This is a genomic window from Geodermatophilus sp. SYSU D00758 (assembly GCF_054049955.1).
Genome location: NZ_JBJGYK010000005.1, coordinates 11,890 through 31,345 on the forward strand (window position 1 = coordinate 11,890; position 19,456 = coordinate 31,345).

General features: G+C 76.2%; 17 protein-coding genes. 9 read left to right on the top strand and 8 right to left on the bottom strand.

The genetic code is table 11. From position 1 onward, the window contains the following. Positions 1-90: 90 nt before the first annotated feature. Entirely contained in the window at positions 91-1,683 is a 1,593-nt protein-coding gene (locus ACI8AC_RS05170) for a CCA tRNA nucleotidyltransferase (RefSeq protein ID WP_456895850.1), read from the bottom strand. Between the two features lie 42 nt (positions 1,684-1,725). Between ACI8AC_RS05170 and ACI8AC_RS05175 the strand changes: the two genes are divergently transcribed. The 9 genes from ACI8AC_RS05175 to ACI8AC_RS05215 all read left to right on the top strand — a co-directional run bounded on the left by ACI8AC_RS05175 (position 1,726) and on the right by ACI8AC_RS05215 (position 13,887). Next, positions 1,726-2,202, top strand: coding sequence for an NUDIX hydrolase (locus ACI8AC_RS05175; protein ID WP_117377870.1), 477 nt, complete (start codon positions 1,726-1,728; stop codon positions 2,200-2,202). Continuing rightward, complete coding sequence (locus ACI8AC_RS05180) at positions 2,199-4,541, top strand: DUF6049 family protein (protein ID WP_456895852.1); 2,343 nt, start codon at positions 2,199-2,201, stop codon at positions 4,539-4,541. The genes ACI8AC_RS05175 and ACI8AC_RS05180 overlap by 4 nt, the downstream gene beginning before the upstream one ends. After that, the gene (murJ, locus tag ACI8AC_RS05185) at positions 4,538-6,676 is read left to right on the top strand and encodes a murein biosynthesis integral membrane protein MurJ (protein ID WP_456895854.1); all 2,139 of its coding nucleotides are present in this window, start codon (positions 4,538-4,540) and stop codon (positions 6,674-6,676) included. The genes ACI8AC_RS05180 and murJ overlap by 4 nt, the downstream gene beginning before the upstream one ends. Before the next feature lie 70 nt (positions 6,677-6,746). Further along, positions 6,747-8,426 carry a hypothetical protein gene (locus ACI8AC_RS05190; protein ID WP_456895856.1) on the top strand — a complete coding sequence of 560 codons (1,680 nt, stop codon included), beginning with the start codon at positions 6,747-6,749 and terminating at the stop codon, positions 8,424-8,426. Between the two features lie 93 nt (positions 8,427-8,519). Next, complete coding sequence (gene trxB, locus ACI8AC_RS05195) at positions 8,520-9,551, top strand: thioredoxin-disulfide reductase (RefSeq protein ID WP_456895858.1); 1,032 nt, start codon at positions 8,520-8,522, stop codon at positions 9,549-9,551. A gap of 180 nt (positions 9,552-9,731) precedes the next feature. After that, complete coding sequence (gene trxA / locus ACI8AC_RS05200; protein ID WP_117377874.1) at positions 9,732-10,058, top strand: thioredoxin; 327 nt, start codon at positions 9,732-9,734, stop codon at positions 10,056-10,058. A 106-nt stretch (positions 10,059-10,164) separates the two neighbouring features. Beyond that, positions 10,165-11,325, top strand: coding sequence for an N-acetylmuramoyl-L-alanine amidase (locus tag ACI8AC_RS05205; protein WP_456895860.1), 1,161 nt, complete (start codon positions 10,165-10,167; stop codon positions 11,323-11,325). A gap of 118 nt (positions 11,326-11,443) precedes the next feature. Then, complete coding sequence (locus ACI8AC_RS05210) at positions 11,444-12,838, top strand: aminotransferase-like domain-containing protein (RefSeq protein WP_456895862.1); 1,395 nt, start codon at positions 11,444-11,446, stop codon at positions 12,836-12,838. Beyond that, on the top strand, positions 12,835-13,887 hold the full coding sequence (locus ACI8AC_RS05215; protein ID WP_456895864.1) for a D-alanine--D-alanine ligase family protein: 1,053 nt from the start codon (positions 12,835-12,837) through the stop codon (positions 13,885-13,887). The genes ACI8AC_RS05210 and ACI8AC_RS05215 overlap by 4 nt, the downstream gene beginning before the upstream one ends. Before the next feature lie 163 nt (positions 13,888-14,050). Here the strand turns inward: ACI8AC_RS05215 and ACI8AC_RS05220 are convergent, their stop codons facing one another. The 7 genes from ACI8AC_RS05220 to rnpA form a co-directional block, all read right to left on the bottom strand. Beyond that, positions 14,051-15,085 (bottom strand): ParB/RepB/Spo0J family partition protein, encoded by a 1,035-nt coding sequence (locus ACI8AC_RS05220; protein WP_456895865.1) that lies wholly within the window; start codon positions 15,083-15,085, stop codon positions 14,051-14,053. Continuing rightward, complete coding sequence (locus ACI8AC_RS05225; RefSeq protein WP_456895867.1) at positions 15,082-16,170, bottom strand: ParA family protein; 1,089 nt, start codon at positions 16,168-16,170, stop codon at positions 15,082-15,084. Before ACI8AC_RS05225 ends, ACI8AC_RS05220 begins: the two co-directional genes overlap by 4 nt. Before the next feature lie 74 nt (positions 16,171-16,244). Then, positions 16,245-16,901: a 16S rRNA (guanine(527)-N(7))-methyltransferase RsmG gene (gene rsmG, locus ACI8AC_RS05230; protein ID WP_456895869.1), complete on the bottom strand. Its 657-nt coding sequence runs from the start codon at positions 16,899-16,901 to the stop codon at positions 16,245-16,247. Then, entirely contained in the window at positions 16,898-17,557 is a 660-nt protein-coding gene (locus ACI8AC_RS05235; RefSeq protein ID WP_456895871.1) for a Jag family protein, read from the bottom strand. The genes rsmG and ACI8AC_RS05235 overlap by 4 nt, the downstream gene beginning before the upstream one ends. 89 nt (positions 17,558-17,646) lie before the next feature. Then, a complete protein-coding gene (yidC, locus tag ACI8AC_RS05240; RefSeq protein WP_456895873.1) occupies positions 17,647-18,753 on the bottom strand; it encodes a membrane protein insertase YidC in 1,107 nt (368 codons plus the stop codon). Further along, the gene (yidD, locus tag ACI8AC_RS05245) at positions 18,746-19,060 is read right to left on the bottom strand and encodes a membrane protein insertion efficiency factor YidD (protein ID WP_456895874.1); all 315 of its coding nucleotides are present in this window, start codon (positions 19,058-19,060) and stop codon (positions 18,746-18,748) included. Before yidD ends, yidC begins: the two co-directional genes overlap by 8 nt. Then, a complete protein-coding gene (gene rnpA / locus ACI8AC_RS05250) occupies positions 19,057-19,455 on the bottom strand; it encodes a ribonuclease P protein component (RefSeq protein WP_456895876.1) in 399 nt (132 codons plus the stop codon). The genes yidD and rnpA overlap by 4 nt, the downstream gene beginning before the upstream one ends. Position 19,456 lies beyond the last annotated feature (1 nt).

A 19,456-nucleotide genomic window follows, 5' to 3' on the forward strand; every position in this document is an offset into this window, starting at 1 on the left:
AGGGTGGCGGACCACTCGCTCACCCGCGCCCGCCGTCCACAGCGGAGTGCCGCATGCGGGAAAACCTCGCACGCAGCACTCCGCATCCGTTCAGTGGCGGCGGGACCACCAGGCGCGCAGCTCGGCCTCGGCCTCGTCGGGGTCCAGCGGCCCGCGCTCCAGCCGCAGGTCCTTGAGGAACCGCCAGGCCTCGCCGACCTCGCGCCCCGGCGGGATGCCCAGGACCTCCATGATCCGGTTGCCGTCGAGGTCCGGGCGCACGCGGGCGAGGTCCTCCTGCTCCGCCAGCTCCGCGATCCGCCGCTCCAGCGAGTCGTAGGTCGCCGCCAGGGCCGCCGCGCGCCGCCGGTTGCGGGTCGTGCAGTCCGAGCGCACCAGCTTGTGCAGCCGCGGCAGCAGGTCGCCGGCGTCGGTGACGTAGCGGCGCACCGCCGAGTCGGTCCACTCGCCCCGGCCGTAGCCGTGGAAGCGCAGGTGCAGGAACGTCAGCCGGGCGACGGCCTCGACGACGTCCTTGGGGTAGCGCAGTGCGGCCAGCCGCTTGCGCACCAGCTTGGCGCCGACCACCTCGTGGTGGTGGAACGAGACCCGGCCGCGCGGCTCGTGCCGGCGGGTGGCCGGCTTGCCGACGTCGTGCAGCAGCGCGGCCAGCCGCAGCACCAGGTCGGGGGACCCGTGCTCCGGGTCGGCCCGCTCCAGGGCGATCGCCTGGTCGAGCACGGTCAGGGAGTGCGCGTAGACGTCCTTGTGCTGGTGGTGCTCGTCGATCTCCATCCGCAGCGCGGACAGCTCCGGCAGGACGACGTCGGCCAGGCCGGTCGCGACGAACAGCTCCAGCGCCGCGCGGGGGGAGTCCTGCAGCAGCGTCTTGGTCAGCTCGGTCTGCACCCGCTCAGGGGTGATCCGCGCCAGCTCGCCCGACATCGACGTCATCGCCTCGACCACCGCGTCGGACGGCGTCAGCCCGAGCTGGGCGACGAACCGGACGGCGCGCAGCATCCGCAGCGGGTCGTCGGCGAAGGACGCGGTCGCGGCCCCGGGGGTCCGCAGCCGCCGTGCCAGCAGGTCACCCAGGCCGCCGTAGGGGTCGGTCACCGTCCGGTCGGGCCCCAGGGACACCGCCATGGCGTTGACCGTGAAGTCCCGGCGGGCGAGGTCGTCGACGAGCGAGTCACCCCAGGCCACCTCGGGGTTGCGCGACTCCCGGTCGTACCGGTCGGCACGGAAGGTGGTGATCTCCAGCCGGACGCCGTCCACCTCGGCACCCACGGTGCCGAAGGCGATACCGGTGTTCCACGTGGAACTGGCCAGGCCGCGCAGCAGGCGCAGGACCTCGGTCGGCCGGGCGTCGGTGGTGACGTCGAGGTCGCCGGGGACCGCCTGCCCCGCCGACCCGGCCGCGAGCAGGGCGTCGCGCACCGACCCGCCGACCAGGTGCGCCTCGAAGCCGGCCTCGGCGAAGCGCTTCCCCAGCCGGGTGAGCACGGGGGAGAGGTCGACGAGCTGCCGCACCGTCTCCTGCACGGCGGGGGGCACGGCCTCGGCGGGGGGCACGGCTGCCGGGGAGGGCGCCGCGGCCGCGGAGGGCGCGGTGGCCGACGACGGCACGGCAGTGGCAGCCGGCGCCTCGTCGGCGGGCGACCCGGCGCGGGCCGGGGGAGGACTCTGCGGCTGTCCGGACACGACGATCCAGGGTAGTGGCGCCGGTCGCGCTACCCTCCTCGCATGGCTGGGACGGGCGGGCGAGGGCGCCCCGGCCGCCGGTTGCGCCGGGTCGACGAGACCTCCGCCGGGGGCCTGGTGGTGGCCGACGACGGTGTGACCGGGCCGCGGGCGGCCCTCATCGGCCGGACCGACCGCCGGGGCCGGCTCCTGTGGTCCCTTCCCAAGGGCCACATCGAGGAGGGGGAGACCCCCGAGGACACCGCCGTCCGCGAGGTCGCGGAGGAGACGGGGATCATCGGCGAGGTGGTCGCCCCGCTGGGCATCATCGACTTCTGGTTCGTGGCGGACGGCCGCCGCGTGCACAAGACGGTGCACCACTTCCTGCTGCGCGCCATCGGAGGAGCCCTGTCCGACGCCGACATCGAGGTCACCGAGGTCGCCTGGGTCCCCCTCGAGGAGCTCAGCGCCCGGCTGGCCTACGCCGACGAGCGGGCACTGGTCGAGCGGGCCCCCGCCCTCCTCGCCGACAGCGCGTGACCGGGGGCACCAGGTCCTCGCAGGAGCGCTCCCCCGGCACCGCCGGCGCCCGGCGGACGGCGGACGCCCCGCGACCTGCCCGCCGCCCGCTGGCCGCGCTGACCGCGGCGGTGCTCGCGCTCCCGGTGACCCTGCTCGGCCCGCCCGCGGCCGCCGCGCCGGGCTCGGTGGCACCCGACGACGCCAGCGACCCCGACCGGCCGGTGGCGGTCGACCTGACCCGCCTGGAGCCGCGCACCGTCACCCCCGGGGTGCCCGTCACCGTGGCCGGGACGATCACCAACGGCGGGGACGAGACGGTCACCGACCTCGACGTCCGGCTGCAGCGCGGCGAGCAGCTGACCAGCCGGGCCGCGCTCGTCGCCACGGATACCGACCCCGACCCGGCCACGGCCGCGGCCACCGCCTTCACCGACCTGCCCGGCGAGCTGGCGCCCGGGGACTCGACGAGCTTCAGCCTGACCACCACCGCCGAGGAGCTCGGGATCGCCGCCGACGGCGTCTACCCCCTGGTCGTCAACCTCAACGGCGTGGACGAGGACGGCGAGCGGCGGCGGGTGGGCGAGCTGACCACCTGGCTGGTGCAGCCACCTGCCCAGCCGGCCGCCCCCACCGGCGTGGCGTGGTTGTGGCCGCTGACCGAGCGGACCCACCGCGACGCCGCCGGGCGGTTCGTCGACGACGGCCTGGCCGACGCGGTGTCCCCCGGGGGCCGGCTGGACCGCGCGCTGGCCGCCGTGGAGCGCATCCCGGAGGCCGCCGCCGTGGGCGCCGAGCCGGCCCCGGTCGCGCGGGTGACCCTGGCCGTGGACCCCGCGCTGGTCGAGGAGCTCGAGCTCATGGCCGCGGGCCCCTACGACGTGGCCGGCCGGGAGGACGCCGGCCAGGGGACGGAGGAGGCCGGGGAGTACCTGGACCGGTTGCGCGCCGTCGCCGCCGAGCACGACGTCCTCGCCCTGCCCTACGGCGACGTCGACGCCGACTCGCTCACCGCCGCCGGCCTGTCCCAGGTGGTCACCCGCAGCCTGCCCGGCACCGCCGGCACCGCCGGCACCGACGCGGGCACGGCCGGCGGAACGGCGGACCCGAGCGGCGCGCCGGACGGCGAGCGGCCGCCGGTCGCCGGCGTCGGCTCCGACGTGCTGCGCGAGGCCCTCGACGTCGAGCCGCGGACCGACCTCGCCTGGGCGGTCGGGGGCACGCTGGCCGCCGACACGCTGACCACGCTGCGCGCCGGGGGCACCTCCGGCGTGGTCGTCGCGGCCGGCGCGCTCGACGACGGGACGGCCGCGCTCGGCCTCACCGGCGAGGGGGCCGCCGCCCGCGCCGCGGTCCCGGGCGCCGACGGCGAGGTCCCGGTGCTGGTGTCCGACCCGCGCCTGGGCCCGCTGCCGACCCGGGACGGCGGGGGGCTCGCCGAGGGCGGGCAGCGCTTCCTCGCCGAGCTGGCGCTGCTGACCCTCGCTCCCGCGCCGGGCGGCACCGCCGGGCAGACCGTCCTCGTCGCGCCGCCGCGCGCGCTCGACGTCGACCCGGCCACCGCGGCCGCGCTGATCGCCGACCCGGGGGTGCAGCCGTGGCTGCGGGCCCTCACGCTCGGCCAGCTCACCGACGGGCCGCGGGCCGCGGCCGGCGAGCTGGTGCCGCAGGTGCAGCCGGGCGGCCTGCCCCTGGACGGCCTGGCCGACCTCGCCGCGGCCGTGGCGGTCCGGGAGGACCTCGCCGGCGCCGCGGCCGAGGACCCCGCCACCGCGCTCGCCGTCTACGACGAGGCGATCGCCCGCGCCGCCTCGGCGGCCTGGCGGGACGAGCCCGACGGCTTCCGCGTCGCGGCCGCGGACACCCGTGCCACGCTGGAGGCCCTGCGCGAGCAGGTCACCCTGCTGGCGCCGGCCGAGGGCAGCTACAGCCTGGCCTCCAGCGAGGCCCCGCTGGTGCTCACCGTGCAGAACGACCTGCCCTTCGCCGTCCGCGTGCTCCTGGAGGTGCGCGCCCGCGGCAACGCCGCGCTGACCGTGGAGGACATCGGCCCGCAGGTCCTCGCGCCCGAGCAGCGCACCACGCTGCAGGTTCCCGCCCAGGTCCGCCAGTCCGGGCGGTTCGGCGTCGTGGCGACCCTCACCACCCCGGGCGGCGTGCCGCTGGGCGACCCGGTCGAGCTGCAGGTGAAGAGCACCGCCTACGGCTCGATCTCGCTGGCCATCACCATCGGCGCCGCGGCGCTGCTCGGGCTGCTCTTCCTGCGCCGCCTGGTGCGCTTCCTGCTGAGCCGGCGGCGGGGGACGCCGGAGACCGCGGACGACGCCGTCCCGCTGCCGCCCACCCGGAGCCCGGTGTGAGCCGGCCGGCCGGTGACCGGCGGCTCGAGGACCGGCCGCCCGACGAGCGCCCGCCCGAGGACCCGCCGGAGGACGGCGGCCCCCCCGGGCACGCCGACGCCGTCCGGCAGCGCGCCCGGCCGCTGCCCCCCGTCCCGCCGCCCACCGGGCCCCAGCGCGCCGCGGAACCCCCGCGCGCCGCAGGGCCCCGGCGCTCCCCGGGGCCCGCCGCCGGGCCGGCGTCCGCCGGTGGGTCGGTGCGCTCGGGTCGCGGGACCCCGCTGCCCCCGCCGCCCTACCCCCAGGCGCCGGCGACCCCCGGGCCGGGCACCGCCGCGGGGCTGGCCGCACCCGCGCCGCGGCCGCTGCCGCCGGTGCCGCCGCCGGTCGCGCGGGCCCGCCCGCTGCCGCCGCCCCCGCCGCCGCGCCGGCCGGCCCGCTTCGTCCCGGGCCCCGACGACACCCAGCTCATCCCCGTGCTGCCGGCGGTGCCCCGGCGGGTCTACGAGAGCGACGAGGAGGCCGAGGCCCGGGAGGGCACCCCCGGCGCGAGCGGGGGGATCCTGCGGGCGGCCGGCACCATGGCCGTGGCCACCCTCGTCTCGCGGGTCACCGGGCTGCTGCGCACCATGGTCCTGGCCGCGGCCCTGGGCGTCGGCCTGGTCAACGACGCCTACAACACGGCCAACACCCTCCCGAACATCGTCTACGAGCTGCTGCTGGGCGGCGTGCTGACGTCGGTCGTCGTCCCGCTGCTCGTGCACGCGCAGGAACGCGACGCCGACGGCGGCGTCCGCTACGCCCAGCGGCTGGCCACCGTCGCCCTCAGCGGCCTGGTGGTGGTCACCGGGCTGGCGATCGCCGCTGCCCCGCTGCTGACCTCGCTCTACGGCATCTCCGGGGACCCGGACCAGGTGCGGCTGGCCAACTGGCTGGCCCGCATCCTCCTGGTCGAGATCCTCTTCTACGGGGTCGGCGCGCTGGCGCAGGCGGTGCTCAACGCCCGCGGGGTCTTCGGCCCGCCGGCCTGGGCGCCGGTGCTCAACAACGTCGTGGTCATCGCCACCGGTGGGCTGTTCATCGCCGCCAGCGGTCCGGGGGAGCTCTCCCCGGCGACGATCACGCCCACCCAGGTCTGGCTGCTGGGCATCGGCACCGCCCTCGGCATCGCCCTGCAGGCGCTGGTCCTGCTGCCCCTGCTGCCCCGGGTCGGCGTGCCGCTGCGCCCCCGCTGGAGCCTGCGGCAGACCGGCCTGCGCGAGGCCGGCTCGCTGGGGCTGTGGGTGATCGGCTACGTGGCGGTCAGCCAGATCGGCGTCGTGGTGGCCACCCGCATCGCCAACCAGGCCAACCGGGACGGCGGCCTGGGGTCCAGCGCGTTCGCCATCGCCAGCCTGCTGTTCCACATGCCCTACGGGATCATCGGCGTCGCGCTGCTCACCGCCCTGCTGCCGCGGATGAGCCGCGCCGCCGCCCGCGCCGACGTGCCGGGCGTGGCCCAGGACCTCTCCCTCGGCACCCGGCTCTCGGCGCTCGGTCTGCTGCCGGTCACCGCGGCGCTGACCGTCGTCGGCCCGGCGCTGGCGGTGGTGGCCTTCGCCCGGGGCAACACCAGCGTGGAGGAGGCCCGGGCGATCGGTGTCGCGCTGGCCATCGGCGCCTTCGGCCTGCTCCCGATGGCGGTCACCCTGCTGCAGCTGCGGGTGTTCTACGCGATGAAGGACGCGCGCACGCCCACCCTCATCCAGGTCGGCATGGTCGGCGTCCGGGTCCCGCTGCTGTTCGCCGTCCCGGCGGTGGTCCCGCCCGACGGCGTCGTCGCGGGCCTGATGCTGGTCACCAGCCTCACCTACGTCGCCGGGTGGGTCCTCGGCAACCTGGCGCTGCGGCGCCGGCTGGGCGCGCTGCGCACCGGCGAGGCGGCGGGTCAGGTGCTGCGCGTGGCGGCGGTGTCACTGGTCGCGGCCCTGCTCGGGTGGATCGCCGTCGAGGTGACCGAGGACGCCTTCGGGACCTCGGTCACAGGCTCGCTCGGGACCCTCCTCGTCGGTACCGTGGTCGTCGGTGTCGCCTCCCTCGTCGGGATCGTGCTCGCCCGGGTGCCCGAGGTCCGGGAACCCCTGGCTCGGGTCAGGGCCCGGCTGGGTCGTCGGTGAGCGGGCGGGCGGCGCCAGGGCCGGGGCACCCCGGCCCTGGTGAGCAGCGAACAGGGGGCCGGCCACGCCGATGACGTCCACGATCACCGGCCTCCCGGACCGCTACCGTCCGCTCGACGAGGTGGGTCCGCCCGAGACCACGGCGACCGGCGTCGTCCACGCCTGGCGCGCCCGCGACCGGGTCCTCAACCGCGACGTCGCCATCCGCGTGCACACCCCCGGCGGCCGCGCCGCCCGGGAGTGGATCACCCGTGCGCTCACCGCCGGCGGGCTGGCCACCCCCACCCTGGCGATGGTCTACGACGCCGCCGAGGGCCACGACGGCCCGGGCGGCGCGGCCTACGTCGTCAACGAGTGGATCGAGGGGCGCACGCTCGCCGACCGGCTGGCCGACGGGCCGATGCCCGAGGCCGAGGCGCGGACCGTGCTGCGCCGGCTGGCCGAGGGCGTCGCGGAGGCGCACCGCGTCGGCCTGGCCGTCGGCGGGCTGACCCCCGAGGCCGTCGTCCTGCGGCCCAACGGGCTGGTGGGCCTGCGCGCGGTCCCGGCCGTCACCGGCACCATGCAGGGCGACATCGCCGCGCTGGGCGAGCTGGTCGAGCGCTGCCTCACCGCGGGCGCCCCCGGCCGTGCCGCCGGCCTCTCCCCGGACCTGGCCGCCCTCGTCCGCCGGGCCCGGTCCACCGAGCCGGGCAGCCTGTCCAGCGTCGCCGCCATGGCCGCCCTGCTCGCCGAGCGCCCCCGCCGGCCCGTCGCCGACACCGCCCGCGGTGCCGACGAGAGCGACAGCGGGTGGCTCCGGCGGCTGCGGGACCGGCGCGACGCCGCCGGCCGGGCCGACGACGGCGACGACGCGCGGGACGACGGCGTCCTCCTCCTCGCGCCCGAGGACGACGACCCGGCCCCGACCCTGGCCGCGCACGGCTCGCGGCTGCCCGCACCGCCGGCAGCCCCCGGACGCCGGGACGCCGAGGAGGACCTGCTGCCCCTCGGCGACGGGTTCGGCGCCGAGGACGACGAGCGGTGGGAGGACGACCGCTGGGACGACGAGCGGTGGGAGGACGACGACCGCTGGGCGGACGAGGCGCAGGGGACCGGCTCGGTGCCCGCGAACCGCCGCCGGGCGCTCGTCATCGGCCTCCCGCTGCTGGCCCTCGCCGTCGTCATCGCGCTGGCGTGGTGGGTCGGCACCAACGTGCTGTCGGTCGCCGGCTCCGTCGAGGAGGCCGACGGCGCGGCCACCTCCCCGCCGGCCAGCAGCGCCCCGGCCGAGGAGCCCGAGCCGGCGGCCCCGCCGGCGGGCGGGCCGGCCGCCGTCGCCGGGTCCGCGGTGTTCAACCCCTTCGGCGACGGGGATCCGGAGAACGACGACGCGGTCGGTCTCTCCCACGACGGCGACCCGGCCACCGCCTGGTCGACGGTCACCTACCGGGGCTCGGCCGCGTTCGGCAACCTCAAGCCGGGGGTCGGCGTCCGGTACGACCTGGGCAGCGCGCAGCCCCTCTCCGGTGTCTCGGTGGCCACCACGACGCCGGGGATCGCCGTGGAGGTCCGGGCCGGGACCGCGGACACCCCGGACCTCGAGGGGTACACCACCGTCGCCGCCGGCACCGTCGACGGCACCACCGAGCTGGCCTTCGAGGAGCCGGTGGACGCCCGCTACGTGCTGGTGTGGATCACCTCGCTCGCGCCGGCCGAGGGTGGGTTCGAGGGCGATCTCGCGGAGGTGACCGTCACCCGGGCCGGCTGACCGGCAGACCCTCCCCGGGGCCGAGGAAGCGGCCCCGGGGCAGGGGCACCGGGCGGCGGCGCGGCCCCGGGGCCGGGGAATGGCGCCCCTACCATGCTCGTTGTGCCGCCTGTGACCAGTGACCACCAGCCCACTCCCGGCCCCGCGGTGACCGCCGAGCACGCCGAGCCCGCGATCCCGCCCGCGGAGCACGACGGGGTCCGCGATCTGATCATCATCGGCTCGGGTCCGGCCGGCTACACCGCTGCCGTCTACGCCGCCCGCGCCAACCTGCACCCGCTCGTGTTCGAGGGCTCGCAGTTCGGCGGGGCGCTCATGACCACGACCGAGGTCGAGAACTTCCCCGGGTTCCCCGAGGGCGTCCAGGGCCCGCAGCTCATGGAGGACATGCGCACCCAGGCCGAGCGCTTCGGCGCCGAGCTGGTCGCCCGCGACGTCAGCGAGGTCGACCTGACCGCGACGCCGAAGATCGTCAAGGTCGGCGACGAGGTGCACCGGGCGCACGCCGTCATCGTCGCGACCGGGTCCAAGTACCGGTACCTCGGCCTGGACAACGAGGCCCGCCTGCTCGGCCGCGGCGTCTCGGCCTGCGCCACCTGCGACGGCTTCTTCTTCCGCGACCAGGACATCGTCGTGGTCGGCGGCGGTGACTCGGCGATGGAGGAGGCCACCTTCCTCACCCGCTTCGCCAAGAGCGTCACGGTCGTGCACCGGCGTCCGGAGCTGCGCGCGTCGAAGATCATGCAGAAGCGCGCCCAGGACAACGAGAAGATCCGCTGGGCGCTGAACCGGACCGTCAGCGACGTCCTCGGCGAGGAGACCGTCGCCGGCGTCGAGCTGACCGACGTCGACACCGGTGCCACGGAGACGCTCCCGGTGGCCGGCATGTTCGTCGCCATCGGCCACGACCCCCGCAGCGAGCTGTTCGCCGGCCAGCTGAAGCTGGACGACGAGGGCTACATCCAGGTCGAGCACCCGACGACGCGCACCAACATCGAGGGCGTCTTCGCCTGCGGTGACGTCGTCGACCACATCTACCGGCAGGCGATCACGTCGGCCGGCACCGGCGCCGCGGCGGCCATCGACGCCGAGCGCTGGCTGGCCGAGACCTTCGGCGAGCGCTGAGACCTTCGGCGAGCGCTGAGACCCGGCGGGCGCTGACCCCCCGGCGAGCGGCGACCCGGTGCCCGAGCGCGCCCCGGGTGCCCGGTTCGGCAGGCGCCGGACCGGGCACCACCGGCATCGGGCATAGCCGGCCGCCCCCGCTGGTTGTGCCCGGCGGACCCCGACCACGAGAGGAAGACCATGGCAGGCAACACCAAGACGGTCACCGACGCCAGCTTCGCCGACGACGTGCTGGGCAGCGAGAAGCCCGTGCTCGTCGACTTCTGGGCCGAGTGGTGCGGACCGTGCAAGATGGTCGCCCCGGTGCTCGAGGAGATCGCCGCCGAGCACGCCGACAAGCTCACCGTCGCCAAGCTCAACATCGACGAGAACCCGCAGATCGCCCGCGACTACCAGGTCATGTCGATCCCGACCATGACCGTCTTCCAGGGCGGCAAGCCGGTCAAGAGCATCATCGGCGCCAAGCCGAAGGGCGCGATCCTCTCCGACCTCGCCGACTACCTGTAAGGGCCGCCTCCAGGGCCTCCCCGGCACCCGCGCCGGGGAGGCCCTGCCGCGTTCCGGGCCGCCCCGGTGCGCCGACACCCCCTCGGGGGGACCACAATCGACCGGGATGGGAACCGACAGCCGCATGCACCCGCTGCGCCCCGGGGACCGCGGTCCCGCCGTCGCCGACGTCCGGGCCGCCCTGCGGGCCCTGGAGCTCCTGCCGGCGGCCAACGGCGCCGGGCCCGGTGACCCCGGGGACCTCGACCAGGCCGGGTACGACCGGGCCACCGAGCTCGCCGTCCGCCACTTCCAGCAGGTCCGCGGGCTGACCGTGGACGGCCTGGTGGGGGAGGAGACCTACCGGGCGCTGTCCGAGGCCCGGTGGTCCCTCGGCGACCGCCTCCTGCACCACGACCCCGAGCGCCCCACCCGCGGGGACGACGTCACCTCGCTGCAGGAACGCCTGCACGAGCTCGGCTACGACGCCGGCCCGGTCGACGGGGTGTTCGGGGCCGACACCGAGCGGGGCCTGCGGGCCTTCCAGCGCGACTACGGGCTGACCTCCGACGGCACGTGCGGGCCGGCCACGTTCCGAGCGCTGCGCCAGCTGGGCCGCAAGGTCACCGGCGGCCGCCCGCAGCTGCTGCGGCAGAGCGCGGTGTTCGTCGAGAGCGGCCCCCACCTCATCGGACGGCGCATCGTCGTCGACCCCGGCCACGGCGGGCCGGACCCCGGCCACACCGCGGGCGAGACCACCGAGGCCGACCTGGTGCTCGACCTCGCCTCCCGCATCGAGGGGCGGCTCGCGGCCGCGGGCGCCACGGTCTACCTCACCCGTGGGCGCTCGCAGAACCCGAGCGGTGAGGAGCGCACCGCCTTCGCCAACGACGCGCGGGCCGACCTCTTCCTCTCCCTGCACGTCGACGCGCACCCCTCCCAGCACGCCCGCGGGGTGGCGAGCTTCTACTACGGCACGGGGTCGGGGGCGTCCTCCACGGTGGGCGAGCAGTTCGCGAACCTGCTCCGCCGGGAGGTCGTGGCCCGCACCGGGATGGTCGACCTGGGCTCGCACGCCAAGACGTGGCAGATGCTGCGGGCCTCGCGGATGCCCGCCGTGCGGCTCGACTGCGGGTACCTCAGCCACCCCGTCGACCGCCTGCTGCTGCTCGACGCCCGGCTGCGCAGCACGGTGGCCAGCGCCGTCCTGGCGGCCGTGCAGCGGCTGTTCCTGCCCGCCGAGGCCGACCCGCCGACGGGCACGTTCGTCCTCCCCGCGCGGGTCTAGCGGCCCCGCCCGGCCCGTCCCGCGGGTGGGCGGGGCTCGAGTGACGGGTGGGGGCGGACCGGTCCGTCCCCCCGTGTCCCCCGCCGGAGCCGGCCGAGGGCGTCCCTACACTCGACAGGTGGTCTCTCTCCCGCCCGGCACCTCCCCGGGCCCCGGTGTGCACCCGGCGCCGCGCCACCCGCGGCTCGACCCGCTGGCCGACCGGTACGCAACCCGCACCCACGGGATGAAGAGCTCGGAGATCCGGGCGCTGTTCTCCGTGGTGAGCCGCCCCGAGGTCGTCTCGCTGGCCGGCGGCATGCCCGCGGTCACCGCGCTCCCGCTGGACGCCGTCGGCTCCATGATCGGGGAGCTGGTCTCCGGCATGGGTGCGCAGACGTTGCAGTACGGCTCGGGCCAGGGCGACCCGCGGCTGCGGGAGCGCATCTGCGACGTCATGGCGCTGGAGGGCATCACGGACGCCTCGCCGAGCGAGGTCGTCGTCACCGTCGGCTCCCAGCAGGGGCTGGACCTGGTCACCCGGGTGTTCTGCGACCCCGGCGACGTCATCCTCGCCGAGGGGCCCTCCTACGTGGGCGCGCTGGGCGTCTTCGAGGCCGCCCAGGCCCGGGTCCGGCACGTGACCATGGACGACGACGGCCTGGTGCCCGAGGCGCTGGAGCAGGCGCTGCTCGAGTGCCGCGCCGGCGGTGAGCGCGTCAAGTTCCTCTACACCGTGCCGAACTTCCACAACCCGGCCGGCGTCACCCTCTCCGAGCCGCGCCGCCAGGCGGTCATGGAGATCGCCGACCGGTACGACCTGCTGGTCGTCGAGGACAACCCCTACGGCCTGCTCGGCTTCGACCGCGAGCCGATGCGGGCGCTGCGGGCGCGCGACGACCAGCGGGTCATCTACCTCGGCTCGTTCTCCAAGACCTTCTCGCCGGGCCTGCGGGTCGGCTGGGTGCTCGCCCCCCTCGCGGTGCGCGAGAAGCTGGTGCTGGCCACCGAGGCGCAGGTGCTCTGCCCGCCCTCGCTGACCCAGTACGCCGTGGCGCGCTACCTGGACACCCAGCCCTGGCGCGAGCAGATCAAGCTGTTCACCGAGCTCTACCGCGAGCGCCGCGACGCCACGCTGGAGTCGCTCGGGGCGCTGATGCCGGCCGGCACCACCTGGACCCACCCGGACGGCGGCTTCTACGTGTGGCTCAAGCTGCCGCACGGCCTGGACGCCAAGCTCATGCAGCCGCGGGCGGTCAACGCGCACGTCGCCTACGTCCCGGGCATCGGCTTCTACGCCGACGGCTCGGGCCGCGAGTACATGCGGCTGTCCTACTGCTACCCGGAGCCCGAGCAGATCCGCGAGGGCGTGCGCCGGCTCGCCCGGGTCATCGAGGCCGAGCTGGAGCTGCACGCCACCTTCGACGGCGTCGACACCGGCAGCTTCCGGGCCGTCCGCGGGGGCAGCCAGGTGCCGGGCGTGGACCCGTTCGTGGGGCCCGCCAACAGCGACCGTTACGGGGACCGGGGATGAGCGAGTCCGCCACCACACCTGCCGCCGCACCCGCCGAGACACCGGTGGCGACGCCGGCCGCGCCCGCGCCCCGGGCGGCCGCCGAGCCGCCCGGTCGCAGCGACCCGCTGCGGGCGGTCGTCCTCGCCGGCGGCCTGGCCTTCGAGCGGGAGGTCAGCCTGTCCTCGGGCACGCAGGTCTGGGAGGAGCTCAACCGGGTCGGCTTGGACGCCGAGCTGCGCGACGCCGACGCCGACCTGCTGCCCGGGCTGGCCGCCGCCCCCGCCGACGCGGTGTTCATCGCGCTGCACGGGGCGACGGGGGAGGACGGGTCGCTGCGGGCGGTGCTCGACCTCGCCGACGTCCCCTACGTGGGCTCCCCGGCCGCGGCCTGCCGGCTGGCCTGGGACAAGCCCGCCGCGAAGGGCGTCGTCCGCTCCGCCGGCCTCACCACCCCCGACTGGGTGGCACTGCCGCACAGCACCTTCCGGGAGCTCGGCGCCGGCGCGGTCCTGGACCTCATCGTCGCCCGGCTCGGCCTGCCGCTCATGGTCAAGCCCGCCTCGGGCGGCTCCGCGCTCGGCGCGCAGAAGGTCGCCCGCGTCGAGGACCTCCCCGCGGCGATGGTCAGCTGCTTCGCCTACGGCGACACCGTGCTCGTGGAGCGCTTCGTGGACGGCGTAGAGCTCGCCCTCGGTGTGGTGGACCTGGGGGACGGGCCGCAGGCCCTGCCGGCCGTGGAGATCACGCCGGAGTCCGGCGTCTTCGACTACACCGCGCGGTACACCCCGGGCCTCACCGAGTACCACGCCCCGGCACGGGTGCCCGACGACGTCGCGGCGCGGGCCGCGGCGCTCGCCGTGGAGGTGCACCGGGTGCTCGGGCTGGCCGACCTGTCCCGCACCGACGCCATCGTCAGCCCGGACGGCGAGGTCCACTTCCTCGAGGTCAACGTCTCCCCGGGGCTGACGGAGACCTCGATGTACCCGATGGCGCTCGAGGCGGCCGGCTACTCGCTGGGCGACGTCCTGGCCCGGCTTCTCACCCGGCGGGCCGCCACGGCTCGCTGAGCGCCGTCCCGCGGCACCACGCGGACGAAGCAAGCCATGCCCCCGTCAGACGGCCCGTGACACGGGGATGGCTTCCTCTTCGGAGGCAGGTGCCGGTACCGGACGACACGAGGCCCATTTCCGCAGTGACGGAAATGGGCCTCGTGTCGTGAGAGGGAGGCGGTCAGTCCTCCGGGTTCCGCCCGGTGATGTCGGGGGCCATCTGGCCGATGATCCGCTGGAGGTCGTCGACCGAGCCGAACTCGACGACGATGCGCCCCTTGGCCCGGCCGATCTGGATCCGCACCTTGGTCTCGAAGGCGTCGGAGAGGCGGCCGGCGAGGTCCTCCACTCCCGGGGCGTTGAACCGCCGCGGCCGGCGCTTGGCGGTCGGCTGCTCGGCGACGGCCAGCGCGACGGCCTCCTCGGTGGCCCGCACCGACATCCCCTCGGCGACGATCCGGGTGGCGAGGGCGTCCTGCGCCTCGGCGTCCGGCAGCCCGAGCAGGGCCCGGGCGTGCCCGGCCGAGATGACCCCGGCGGCCACCCGGGTCTGCACCTTCACCGGCAGCTTGAGCAGCCGGATGGTGTTGGTGACCTGCGAGCGGCTGCGCCCGATCCGCTGGGCGAGCTCCTCGTGGGTGGCGCCGAACTCCTCGAGCAGCTGCTGGTAGGCGGCGGCCTCCTCGAGCGGGTTGAGCTGGACCCGGTGGATGTTCTCCAGCAGTGCGTCCCGCAGCAGGGCGTCGTCGGTGGTGTCCCGGATGATCGCCGGCACGCTCTCCAGCTCGGCCGCCCGGGCGGCGCGCAGCCGACGCTCGCCCATGATGAGCTCGTAGCCGCCGTCGGCCCTCTCCCGGACGACGATGGGCTGCAGCAGGCCGAACTCGCGGACCGAGTGGGTGAGCTCCTCGAGCGCCTCGTCGTCGAAGACCTGGCGGGGCTGCCGCGGGTTGGGGACGACGTCGGCGACGGCCACCTCGCGCAGCTGGGCGCCGGGGACGCCGACGGCCGCCTCCTCCGCCTGCCGGGCCACCGTCGCCGCGGCCTGGGCGGCCGGGGGGAGGAGGTGGACGGGTGCCGCGGCCGGCTCGGCGCTCGCGGCGCCGCCCGGACCATCGGGCTCCGGCGGGGTGCCGGGAGCCGGCTGCTCGGCCGGCGGGGCGCTGGTCGGGATCAGGGCCGCCAGTCCCCGGCCGAGACCGCCGCGCTTGGTCATGCTCGCTCCTCTGTGGTGCGGGACGGGGGAACCGGGACGCCGGCCGCGCCGCCGTCGCCGAAGGCCAGGGACGCGGCAGGGGGTGCGGTCACCGGGGCCGGGCCCGACGGCGCCGGCAGCGGGGGCAGCGAGACCCCGCGCTCGGCCAGCTCGCGGGCCGCCTCGACGTAGCTGGTGGCGCCGCGCGACCCCGGGTCGTAGGTGAGCACCGACTGCCCGTAGCCGGGCGCCTCGGAGACGCGGACGTTGCGGGGGATGACGGCGTCGAGCACCAGCTTGCCGAAGTGGTTGCGTACCTCCTCGGCGACCTGGTCGGCCAGCTTGGTCCGTCCGTCGTACATCGTCAGCAGGATGGTGCGGACGGCGATGCCCGGGTTGAGGTGCTGCCGGACCAGGTCGATGTTGTTGAGCAGCTGGCCCAGCCCCTCGAGTGCGTAGTACTCGCACTGGATGGGGATGAGCACCTCGTCACCGGCCACCAGGGCGTTGAGGGTGAGCAGGCCGAGGGACGGCGGGCAGTCGACCAGCACGTAGTGCGGCCGGTCCTGCTCGGGGAGGGCGTGCAGGTAGGCCTCGATGGCCCGCCGCAGCCGGTACTCGCGGGCCACCACGGAGACCAGCTCGATCTCCGCGCCGGCCAGGTCGATGGTGGCCGGGACGCAGCGCAGCAGCGGGCTCGCCGAGGTCGGGTGGACCACCTCCGACAGCGAGCTGTCACCGACGAGGGCGTCGTAGATGGACGGCGTCCCGACGCTGTGCTCGACGCCCAGGGCGGTGCTGGCGTTGCCCTGGGGGTCGAGGTCGATGACCAGCGTCCGCAGGCCGTACAGCGAGAGGGCGACGCCCAGGTTCACCGTGGACGTCGTCTTCCCCACGCCGCCCTTCTGGTTGGCGACGGAGATGACGCGGACCCGGCTCGGCGCGGGGAACGGCTCCTGGTCGGCCGCGTGCAGGACACGGGTCGCCCGGAGCGCCTCCATGGCGATGGGGCTGTCGAAGTCGCCCGGCGTCGCACCGGCCGTCCGCTCCCCGGCGGCGCTGTCGGCCGCGAGGCTGCTGCGCAGCCGCTGGCCCGGGTCGGTCATCCGGATCCCTCCCTGCCGATCCGTTTCACGTGGAACGGAGTCGGGTGACGCTGCGGTTCCACGTGGAACCGCACTCACCGGCGTCCACGGGTCATGACCACCACGGTAGTGGCAGCCTCCCCGAGCTCCGCGCCGACAGCCCGGGCGGACACCTCGTGCATGCCCGCAGCTTCCAGTTCGGGGAGCATCGCCGGCAGGTCCTCGACGGCCCGGGAGCCGACCAGCGCGACCAGCAGCGTGCCCGGGGCCATGAGCCCGCGGCACCACCCGACCAGGCGGGGGAGTGCGGCGACCGCCCGGGCGGTCACGACGTCGACCGGGCCGACGGCGGAGCGCGTCGTCCGCTCCTCGGCTCGGCCGCGGACCACCCGCCAGGGGGCGCCGAGCTCCTCGACGACCTCCTCGAGGAACTCCACCCGCCGGGCCATCGGCTCCACCAGGGTGAGGGCGACGTCCGGCCGGGCCAGGCCCAGCGGGACGCCCGGCAGGCCCGCCCCGCTGCCGATGTCGGCCACGCGCGCCCCCTCCGGCACCGCCTCGGCCACCGCGGCGCTGTTGAGGACGTGCCGCTCCCACAGCCGCGGCACCTCGCGCGGGCCGATCAGCCCGCGGGTGACGCCGTCCGTGGCCAGCCGGGCCACGTACCGCTCCGCGCCGGTCAGGGCGTCCCCGAAGACCGCCCGGGCCTGCTCGGGGGCCGGCGGCACCTCGGGGGCGACGGGCGGGGTCACTTCTCCGGCAGGACCACGACGCGGCGGTTCGGCTCCTCGCCCTCGGACTCGCTGCGCACACCGGCCACCCGCGCGATGACGTCGTGGACGACCTTGCGCTCGAACGGGTTCATCGGCGAGAGGCGCTCCGGCTGGCCGCTGGTGGCGACGCGCCGGGCGGTCTCGCCGGCGAGGGAGGTCAGGTCGGACCGCCGCCGGGCCCGGAAGCCGCCGACGTCGAGCATGAGCCGGCTGCGGACGCCGGTGGACTGGGCGACCGCCAGGCGGGTCAGCTCCTGCAGCGCCTCGAGGACGGCGCCGTCCGAGCCCACCAGGTCACCGAGGTCGCCGCCGACGATGGCGACGCTGGCCCGGTCGCCCTCGACGTCGAGGTCGATGTCGCCGTCCACGTCGAGGATGTCGAGCAGCCGCTCCAGGTAGTCACCGGCGACGTCGCCCTCGCGGACCAGCAGGTCGTCGGCCTCGTCCGCCCCACCCGCCTCGTCCGCGTCGTCCGCGTCGTCCGCGTCGTCGACGAGCGCGGCGGCGCCGTCCTCGTCGGGGTCGGGCAGGTCCGGCTGCGCGACCGGGCCGTCCTGCGGCACGGGGCTGAGCACGGCGCCCGAGGTCGCCTCGGCGGTGGCGGCGGTGTCGGTGGGGTGCTGCGGAGCACTCACGGGGGTCCTCCCAGGTCGGTGAGGGGCGGCCGGGTTCTCCCGGTGGTCGGTGGGGTGCGGCGCTCGGGCCGGTGCCGGTGGGGCGCTGCTCAGCGTCGCTTGCGCTTGCCCCGGTTGGCGGGGCCCTGCCCGCCCCGGCCGGCGCCGCTGCGGGGCCGGTTGCCGCCGGAGCGGGGGACGGGTGGCTGGCCGTTGGAGGCCGCCGTGGAACCGCCGGAGGGAGCGGCACCCGCGGGCGGCGTCGCGCCGTCCCCGTCGGCGGTGAGCGCGGCGCCGGCGTCGCCCTTGCCGAGGTCGACCGGCGGGGTCGCCGGGCGGCCGGGCTTGGGGCGCACCGGCTTGGCGCCGGGCTTGGGCGCGAGGGTCCTGGGGTCGACGGCCGGCTTCTCGGCGGCCGCCTTCGCCTTGGCCGCGGGGGAGCCGGGCGGGGGCATCTTGCGGAGGATGAAGAACTGCTGGCCGAGCGTCCACAGGTTGTTGGTGAACCAGTAGAGCAGCACGCCGATGGGGAAGAAGAAGCCCGTGACGAAAAGGCTGATCGGCATGCCGTAGAGCAGCAGCTTCTGCACCATCGCCGCCTGGCCCTCGACGGGACCGGCCCGCTTCATCGTCTGCTTCTGGGTCACGTACGTCGTCACGCACATGATCACGATGAGCACGAAGCCGACGACGCGGATGTTGACCCAGCTCACGCCGTCGAGGGCGAGCAGGGCCTCGGCCTTCGGGCCGGTCATGAAGAACGAGGACGAGATCGGCGCGCCGAACAGGTCGGCGACAGCGGCCTGCCGCGTGGTCGTGTCGTCCCAGCTGTACAGACCCTGCGCGTCGGGGGACAGGCGCCGCAGGACGTGGAACAGCGACAGGAAGATGGGGATCTGCGGCAGGATCGGCAGGCAACCGGCCAGCGGGTTGACGCCGCGCTCCTTCTGCAGCGCCATCATCGCCTGGCTGAAGCCCTGCTTGTCGCTGCCGTACTGCTTGCGCAGCTTCTGGATCTCCGGCTGGATCTCCTGCATCGCCCGCTGCGACTTGATCTGCTTGACGAACAGCGGGAACAGGAGGATCCGGATCGTCACCACCAGGAAGACGATCGCCAGGGCCCAGGTGATGCCCCCGGCCGGGTCCAGGAACGTGGAGAAGAGGTCGTGCCACCGGGCCATGACCCAGGAGATGGCGGTGTACAGCCAGTCAAGCAAGGCCAGCCTCCTGCTGGGCGGACCGGCGGGGCGCCGGCACGTGGTCTCGGTCGGTGCGCGCCGGCGGGACGGGGTCGAACCCGCCGGGGTGCCAGGGCGCGCACTTCAGCAGCCGGCGCAGGGCCAGCCAGGTGCCGCGCGCCGCGCCGTGGACCTCGAGGGCCTCCGCGGCGTAGGCGCTGCAGGTCGGTGCGAAGCGGCAGCGCGGCGGGAGAGCCGGGCTCACCGCCCGCTGGTAGAAGCGGACGGCGGCCAGCAGGGACCGCCGCACCGGTGCCCGGCCGGACGACCCTCGGGGCGAGCTCACCGCGGGGCCGGTCCTGCGGTGCCCGCGCGCGGCGCGAGGAGACGGTCGAGGCCGGAGGCGAGGTCGCGGCGCAGCCGGGCGGAGTCCGCGTCGGCGGCCTCGGGCCGGGCGCGCACCACCAGGTCGGCCGTCCCGGGGAGCCGGTGCAGCTCCTCGCGCACCACCGCGCGCAGCCGCCGGGTGACGCGGTGCCGGACCACCGAGTTGCCGACGGCCCTCCCCACCACGAAACCGGCCCGTGGACCACCGGCTGCGCCGGCGGGGCCGGGCAGCGGCGTCACGGGCCGTTCGGGGAGGTAGTGGAGGACCATGGTCGGCCGTCCGGCGCGCCTGCCGGACCGGACGACCGCGGTGAACTCCGGACGCCGGCGCAGGCGGGCCTGCGCGGGCAGCACC